The sequence below is a fragment of the Antarctobacter heliothermus genome (assembly GCF_900188425.1).
Classification (GTDB): Bacteria; Pseudomonadota; Alphaproteobacteria; order Rhodobacterales; family Rhodobacteraceae; genus Antarctobacter; species Antarctobacter heliothermus.
Genome location: NZ_FZON01000027.1, coordinates 50,671 through 58,437, shown reverse-complemented (window position 1 = coordinate 58,437; position 7,767 = coordinate 50,671). Strand labels below are relative to the sequence as shown.

General features: G+C 61.1%; 7 protein-coding genes and 1 pseudogene. 4 read left to right on the top strand and 4 right to left on the bottom strand.

Going from position 1 to position 7,767, the window contains the following annotated elements; all coding sequences use genetic code 11:
- Positions 1-100: pseudogene (locus CHB90_RS26185) on the bottom strand (IS5/IS1182 family transposase); the annotation flags it as partial.
- Between the two features lie 574 nt (positions 101-674).
- Between CHB90_RS26185 and CHB90_RS14390 the strand changes: the two are divergent.
- From CHB90_RS14390 to pheT, 3 genes are all read left to right on the top strand, one after another.
- Complete coding sequence (locus CHB90_RS14390; protein WP_089278570.1) at positions 675-1,064, top strand: hypothetical protein; 390 nt, start codon at positions 675-677, stop codon at positions 1,062-1,064.
- Positions 1,065-1,086: 22 nt separating this feature from the next.
- The gene (locus tag CHB90_RS14385; RefSeq protein WP_089278569.1) at positions 1,087-1,368 is read left to right on the top strand and encodes a YrhK family protein; all 282 of its coding nucleotides are present in this window, start codon (positions 1,087-1,089) and stop codon (positions 1,366-1,368) included.
- A 76-nt stretch (positions 1,369-1,444) separates the two neighbouring features.
- Positions 1,445-3,874 carry a phenylalanine--tRNA ligase subunit beta gene (gene pheT / locus CHB90_RS14380; RefSeq protein ID WP_089278568.1) on the top strand — a complete coding sequence of 810 codons (2,430 nt, stop codon included), beginning with the start codon at positions 1,445-1,447 and terminating at the stop codon, positions 3,872-3,874.
- Positions 3,875-3,946: 72 nt separating this feature from the next.
- On the opposite strand, the gene CHB90_RS14375 is transcribed toward pheT, so the two are convergent.
- The 3 genes from CHB90_RS14375 to CHB90_RS14365 all read right to left on the bottom strand — a co-directional run bounded on the left by CHB90_RS14375 (position 3,947) and on the right by CHB90_RS14365 (position 6,760).
- Positions 3,947-4,399 (bottom strand): EF-hand domain-containing protein, encoded by a 453-nt coding sequence (locus CHB90_RS14375; RefSeq protein WP_245823253.1) that lies wholly within the window; start codon positions 4,397-4,399, stop codon positions 3,947-3,949.
- A 158-nt stretch (positions 4,400-4,557) separates the two neighbouring features.
- Positions 4,558-4,893 (bottom strand): carboxymuconolactone decarboxylase family protein, encoded by a 336-nt coding sequence (locus CHB90_RS14370; protein ID WP_089278566.1) that lies wholly within the window; start codon positions 4,891-4,893, stop codon positions 4,558-4,560.
- A gap of 181 nt (positions 4,894-5,074) precedes the next feature.
- Positions 5,075-6,760 carry an acyl-CoA dehydrogenase family protein gene (locus CHB90_RS14365; protein WP_089278565.1) on the bottom strand — a complete coding sequence of 562 codons (1,686 nt, stop codon included), beginning with the start codon at positions 6,758-6,760 and terminating at the stop codon, positions 5,075-5,077.
- A gap of 239 nt (positions 6,761-6,999) precedes the next feature.
- Here CHB90_RS14365 and CHB90_RS14360 point away from each other — a divergent pair, with 239 nt between their 5' ends.
- Complete coding sequence (locus CHB90_RS14360) at positions 7,000-7,767, top strand: sulfite exporter TauE/SafE family protein (RefSeq protein WP_089278564.1); 768 nt, start codon at positions 7,000-7,002, stop codon at positions 7,765-7,767.

Sequence of the window (7,767 nt, the reverse complement as noted above, 5' to 3'; positions counted from 1 at the left end):
CCGGGTCGAACCAGATCGTCAGGGAGCCGCGCTGCTTCAGCGCTTCGTTGTAGGCCGGCCAGTTCTTGGTCTTGTAGCTCGGCGGGATCGGTCTGCTCATGCAGGACAGCTACCACGCTGGATTCACGAGATGAATCCCTCAACCAGCCTTTGCGCAACAAAGCCCTTTCTGGGCAGAAGCTGATGAATTTCGTGCTTGTCACTACTGGGCTCATGCGCTTGCACCTGACAACATACGACATCGTTTATGCGACTATGAAGATACGCTTTTTGAATTCAAAGCGGCTATTGAAGATGGACGTGAAGAAGAAGTTTTGGAGGCGGTACGAACAAAAGAAGGCAATGCGTTTTTTGATTTGCTGCAGGACTTTCGACAGGACGTCATGGGTCACTATTCGACAGCATCTAAGCTTAAGCATCGGCCTAGACTATGAATTGTTCCGATTCAGTTAATGCGAAGCTCCGCAGTCTGGTCTGAGGATAATGACGGGAGAAAATACCTGGCTCGAAATCGTCTGGACGTGACCGCAAAGAAAATTGAATATGTTCCCCGAATCTTAGGTCAATAAAGGGCAGAGTGCCTAACCGGCTTAAGCTCCTGACAAACGCAATCCCTCTCCCCTTTTCGAGCAAACCGTGCCACCCTCCCGGCAATCAACCCACGGAGACCTGCCATGTTCCGCGCCTTGACACTCGCCGCCCTGCTTGCCACCCCCGCCTTTGCCGATGAGGTCTGGGACAGCGACATCGGGGCCTTTGTCTATGAAGAGGAAACGGACGGCGCGGCGGTGTTTTCGTTCCGCAACTTCGACGGCTATCAGGCGACGCTGGTGATCCCCGGCCTTGCGGGCAACTTTGACAATCGCGGCGTGCATGAGGCGTTCTGGATCGGCAAAGGGCCGGGCTATTGCCTTGGCTCCATGTCCTACAACGCGCAGCCCAACAATCAGTGGGGGCGCGCGCTGTTGCAGTTCGACAAGCCCAATTACCCGACCTCCTTTACGCTGCTGATGGGCGATTGTTTTGACCCGCTCAGCTATTCGGTCCGCGCGATCATCCGCTGATACCGTCCCGACGCACACGCTCATGCCCCTGTTTTCCCATGAAAATCGCGAGCGCAGCGCAGAGTCGCGCCGCGTCTACGCCGCGTTTGAGATCGCCCACACCATTGTCGATTTCATCGCGGCCTTTTGCTTTCTCATCGGGTCGGTGCTGTTCTTCTGGGACGCGTGGGAAACGGTGGCGATCTGGTTCTTTGTCGTCGGGTCGGCCTGTTTCGCGCTCAAGCCCACCTTGCGGCTGGTGCGCGAGCTGAAACTGGCCGCGATGGGGGACACGCAGGATTTGGCAGACCGGTTTCGCGACTGAGCGCGCGCGCCTCTTTTCACCCACGGGCCGATCCGCTAAGCACGCGCCAACAGACGCATAGGCGGGGCACGATCCGATGAAATTCACCTTCTCCTGGCTCAAAGAGCACCTCGACACCACCGCCACGGTCGACGAGATCGCCGAGGCCCTGACCGATCTGGGGCTGGAGGTCGAAGAGGTCGTGGACCCGGCCAAGGCGCTGTCCACCTTTACCCTTGCCAAGGTGCAGGAGGCCGAACAGCATCCCGACGCCGACCGCCTGCGCGTCTGCAAGGTCATGACCGACGACGGCGAAAAGCAGATCGTTTGCGGCGCGCCCAATGCGCGGGCGGGGATCACGGTGGTTCTGGCCAAGCCGGGCGATTATGTCCCCGGCCTCGACGTGACCCTGTCGGTCGGCAATATCCGCGGGGTTGAGAGCCACGGCATGATGGCCTCGATGCGGGAACTGGAGCTGGGTGAGGATCACGACGGCATCATCGAACTGGCCTCGGGCGAGGTCGGGCAAAAGTTCACCGACTGGCTGGCGCAGAATGATCCGGCCAAGGTCGATCCGGTGATCGAGATTGCGATTACACCCAACCGTCAGGACGCGCTGGGCATCCACGGCGTCGCGCGCGATCTGGCGGCGCGGGGGCTGGGCACGTTGAAACCGCTCAAGGTTGAGACGGTCAAGGGCGGCTTCCCCTGTCCGATTGCCGTCACCATTGACGCCGATACGGCGGGCGACGGCGACGCCGATACGGCGGGCGACGGCGGGTGTCACATCTTTGCCGGGCGGCTGATCAAGGGCGTCAAGAACGGGCCAAGCCCGCAGTGGCTGCAGGACCGACTGCGCGCCATCGGGTTGCGCCCCATTTCGGCGCTTGTTGATGTGACCAACTTCTTCACCTTCGACCGCAACCGCCCGCTGCACGTCTTTGACGCGGATAAGGTCAAGGGCGGTGCCCTGCGCATCCATCGCGCCAAGGCCGGTCAGACGCTGGTCGGGCTGGATGAGAAGGACTACGCCTTTTCCGATGGGCAAGTGGTGATCTCTGACGCCGAGGGGGTCGAGTCGATCGGCGGCATCATGGGTGGACTGGCGACAGGCTGTACCGAGGAAACGGTCAACGTCTTCCTGGAGGCCGCCGTTTGGGACCGCATCCAGATCGCCCACACCGGTCGCGCGCTCAAGATCAATTCGGACGCGCGGTATCGCAACGAACGCGGCATCGACCCGGCCTACAACATGCAGGCAATGGAAGACGCGGCGCAGATGATCCTTGATCTCTGCGGTGGTGAGGCGTCTGAGGTTGTCGTCGCGGGTGAGGTGCCGAACACAGACCGCGCCTACAAGCTGGACACAGATCATGTGGTGTCGCTGGTCGGCATGGAAATCCCCGCCGACACGCAGCGCGCCACTCTGACGGCGCTGGGCTTTCGCATGGACGGCGACATGGCGCATGTGCCGTCGTGGCGTCCCGACGTGATGGGTGAGGCCGATCTGGTTGAAGAAGTGGCGCGCATCGCCTCGCTGACCAAACTTCAGGTCAAGCCGCTGCCGCGTCTGTCCGAAGGTGTGGTGCGGCCCATCCTGTCACCCATGCAGGTGCGTGAGCGCAGTGCGCGCCGCACCGTGGCGGCGCTGGGCTACAATGAATGCGTGACCTACAGCTTTGTCGATCAGGCGGCGGCGGCGCTGTTTGGCGGCGGTGATGACGCTCATAAACTGGCCAATCCGATCAGTTCAGAGATGAGCCATATGCGGCCCTCACTGTTGCCCGGACTGTTGCAGGCGGCCGCCCGCAATCAGGCGCGCGGTTTTGCCGATGTGGCGCTGTTCGAGGTCGGCCATGTGTTCGACGGCGGTGAGCCGGGCGAGCAGCATCTGCAGGTTGCGGGGGTTCTGGTGGGCCGGACCGGACCAAAGGACGTGCATGGCTCCGCCCGTCCGGTTGATCTGTTTGACGCCAAGGCGGACGCCGAAGGTGTGCTGGCGGCCATTGGCGCACCTGCCAAGACGCAGATCCTGCGCGGCGGCGAAGGCTGGTGGCATCCCGGGCGGCATGGCCGTTTCTGTCTTGGCCCGAAAAAGGCGCTGGGCGTCTTTGGGGAACTCCACCCCAAGGTGCTGGATGCGCTGGACGTCAAAGGCCCGGCCGTCGGCTTTGTGATCTGGCCGGAACTGGTGCCGATGCCGCGCAGATCCGGTGCGACACGGGCGGCCCTGGTACTGAACGATCTTCAAGCGGTTGAACGCGACTTTGCCTTTGTCGTCGATGCGGATGTTGAGGCGCTGACACTGGTCAACGCCGCCGTCGGTGCGGACAAGGTGCTGATTGAGGACGTGCGCGTCTTCGACGAGTTCATCGGCGGCAGCCTGGGGGAGGGCAAGAAATCTCTGGCCATCACAGTGCGTCTGCAACCGACTGACAAGACGTTGAAGGAAAAGGACATCGAGGCGATCTCTGCCAAGATCGTCGAGAAAGTCAGCAAGGCTACCGGCGGCACGCTGCGGGGATAAGCGGCGGCAAGACATTTCACCGGACGGTAGCGAAAGGGCGGGGATATCCCCGCCCCTTGGCGTGTCAGGGGGTCAGTTCTTGCCTATGCCCATGCCCATTCCACGGCCAAAGTCGGCAGTGGTGACCGCGCCGTCCTCGTTCTTGTCCATTGCGACAATCCAGGCGGCGGCATTGCCGACAAACTCCTCACGGCTGACTTTGCCGTCGTTGTCGGTGTCATTGTGGGCAAGCAACATGCCATCGGCGGCGCGCATCATGGCGCCGCGTCCGTGTCCGCCATTTTCGGCCATGTCGGCCTCGCGGGCCGCGTCAAACATCACATATTCCTCGGCGTCCAGAAAGCCGTCTTCATCGCTGTCAAAGGCGGTGAAAACGTCATTGCGGCGCTCTGCGGCCTCTTCGGCGGTCACTTTTGCATCGCCGTCCAGATCCCACATTTCGATGAAATGTGCGCCGGACTGGCCGTGCTGGGCAAAGGCGGGGGCGGCGGCAAGAACAAGGGCGAGGGCAATAAATCGGGTCATCTGATCCATCCATTAACTGTGGTTGCAGTTATATAACGGTATTGGAATGTGATCCCGTCGCGGCAGGCTGTCGCAGGGACAAACCGGGGCGCGACCCGGCGGACAAACAAAGAGGCCCCCCAACGGGGCCCCTTTGCAAACACGATGCAGTCCGCTGTTCAGGCGGAGAATTCGTCAAATGCGGCCAGCGCTTTGGTGCCGTACATGACGCCGGGGCCGCCGCCCATTTCGACACAGACAGCCAGCGTTTCGGCGATCTCTTCGCGAGTTGCGCCCAGTCGAACCAATGCCTCTGTATGGAACAGGATGCAGGGTTCGCAGCGGATCGCCACGGCGATGCCCAAGGCGATCAGTTCCTTGGCCTTGTGGGTCAGCGCGCCGTCATTTGAGACGCTCTTGGCAATCGCACCAAATCCCTGTGCTGTGTCGGCGATCGCAGTGTTGAACGACTTCACCTGCGGTTTCATCGCGGTGAGGGTGGCTTTGTAGCTCATGGATCGGCTCCGATGTTGTGTTCGTCGGCTTCAAAACACGTCGGTGAATAGCCTGCCTTGATCAGGATCAGCTTCGGCATCGGACTGCCCCTTGGTCATCACCGGCTGCACAAGGGGCCAGCGATGAACGAAAAAGGGCCCCGCCAAATGGCGAGGCCTTGTCCCGGTCTGGTGTCCGCGTTCAGGCCAGCAGGCGGCGCGCGATCACCTGTGCCTGAATCTCTGCTGCACCCTCAAAGATGTTCAGGATACGGGCATCGCAGAGGATGCGGCTGATGCTGTATTCCAGCGCAAAGCCGTTGCCACCGTGGATCTGCAACGCGTTGTCCGCATTGGCCCAGGCCACGCGCGCGCCCAACAGCTTGGCCATGCCAGCCTCAAGGTCACAACGACGGCCCTCGTCCTTTTCGCGGGCCGAAAAATAGGTCAATTGGCGCGCGATCATGATTTCCACCGCCATCATCGCCAGCTTGCCGGACACGCGCGGAAAGTCGATCAGAGATTTGCCGAACTGCTTGCGGTCGATGGCGTATTGCATGCCCACGTCCAACGCCGACTGCGCCACGCCGATGGCCCGGGCGGCGGTCTGGATGCGGGCGGATTCGAACGTCTCCATCAACTGTTTGAAGCCGTTGCCTTCCTCACCGCCCAGCAGGTTCTCACCCTTGACCTTGAAGTTGTCAAAAGCCAGTTCGTATTCCTTCATGCCGCGATAGCCCAGCACCTCGATTTCACCGCCGGTCATACCCTCGGTGGGAAACGGGTCCGCATCGGTGCCGGCGGTCTTTTCGGCAATGAACATCGACAGACCCTTGTAGTTGTCGGTCGAGGTGTCGGTGCGCGCCAGCAGCGTCATGATGTGCGTGCGGGCGGCGTGGGTGATCCATGTCTTGTTGCCGGTGACACGATAGTCGCCGTTCTCATCTTTGACCGCACGGGTCCGCAGCGCGCCAAGGTCAGAGCCGGTGTTAGGTTCTGTAAAGACGGCTGTTGGCAGGGTCTCTCCGCTGGCGAGACGGGGCAGCCATTTTTCCTTTTGCGCCTGCGTGCCGCCCGCGATGACCAGTTCGGCGGCAATCTCGGAGCGGGTTCCCAGAGAGCCGACACCGATATAGCCGCGCGACAATTCCTCTGAGACCACGCACATCGAGGCCTTGGACAGTCCCAGACCGCCAAACTCCTCCGGGATGGTCAGGCCAAAGACGCCCATCTCTGCCAATTCCTCGATGATTTCCATCGGGATCAGCTCATCCTTGAGGTGCCATTCGTGCGCATATGGCTCAACCCGCTCGACGGCGTAGCGGCGGAACTGATCGCGGATCATTTCCAGTTCTTCATCAAGGCCAGTACGCCCCACCGTCACCTCGGCGCGGCGTTCCTGCATCAATTCCACAAGGCGGGCACGGGCGCCGGGGTTGTTGCCGTGTTGCATGAGATGCTCGACCTCGGCGGTCAGCATGACGCGGCGTTCGTCCTGATTCAGGCCCATGTCCGCAAGGCGTACGATCTCGCCCTGGTTCATCTGGATGCCGCCGTGGATCTGCGACAGGTACTCGCCAAAGGCGATCTGGTGCAACAGCTGTTCGACCTCACCAAAGCTGCCTTCGCCGTTCAGGGTCGTGGCCCAATGCTGCATCTGCCGCAACGATTCGACATAGGTCGCCAGCCAGGCCAGCCCGTGCGCGGCGAACTGGTTTTGCTCGACCAGCGCGCCGGAAACGCGGCCATCGGCCATGACCCTATCGCGCACATGGCCTCGGGCGGTTTCCAGAATTGCCTCGACAGGGGCGACGGCCGCGCCGGTAAGTGTCAGAAGATCCGGCAGAATCACGCTGTCGAGTGTCAGGTCTTGTCCATCATGTGCCATCAAATCAGGTCCTTTCTTGGTGCGCTGGCCTTGTCATGGCGGCCCGGAACGGGACCAGAGCGCGTCTCTTTTTTCGGTGCGGAACGTCTTGGGGTGAGCCCGGTTCTGCAGTCTCAATGGTCCTAGCTACTTTGCAAGTGCAGCGCAACAAAAATACGTAAAGACATACTTTGTTGTTCATTTGTTGCGCGTAAAAGATTCGACGTGCAGTCGTTTGGTCATATGCTATGACGTAAATCATGCCCGGAATCCTTGCTGAACTTTCTCCATTTATCCTGCTTTGTGCCGTTGGAATTGCGGTTCTCTCGGGCGTTATCAAGGGGCTTGTCGGATTTGCCATGCCGATGGTCCTTGTGTCCGGGCTGGGCAGCTTGATTGCGCCTGAACTGGCACTGGCCGGATTGATCGTGCCGACCCTGTTGGCCAATGGTGTCCAGGCCTTGGCGCAAGGGCCGCAGGCGGCCATGCAATCCGTGCGGCGTTTCCGCCTGTTTCTGGGGATTGCCTTTGTCATGTTGCTGTTGTCGGCGCAGCTGGTGGCCGTTGTTCCGACCCAGGTCCTTTTGTTGATGATCGGCGGGCCGATCATCGTCTTTGCGATCCTGCAACTGGCGGGCTGGCAGCCACGGGTGGCGGATAGCGGTCATCGGGGGCTGGAGATCGGAGTTGGGGCCTTCGCCGGGTTCATCGGCGGATTTTCCGGCATCTGGGGCCCCCCGACGGTGGCCTATCTGACCGCACTGGGCACCGAAAAGCGTGAGCAGATGCGTGTGCAGGGTGTGATCTATGGACTGGGCGCGGTGGCGTTGACGCTGGCGCATATCGGATCGGGCGTACTGAACACCAAGACGGTCTGGCTGTCAGTGCTGCTGTTGCCTCCGGCCTTGGTGGGCATGTGGATCGGCAAGCAGGGGCAGGACCGGATCGACCAAAAGGCGTTTCGCCGTGCGACGCTGCTGGTGTTGCTGGTCGCGGGCTTGAACCTTGTACGCCGGGCCTTACTCTGA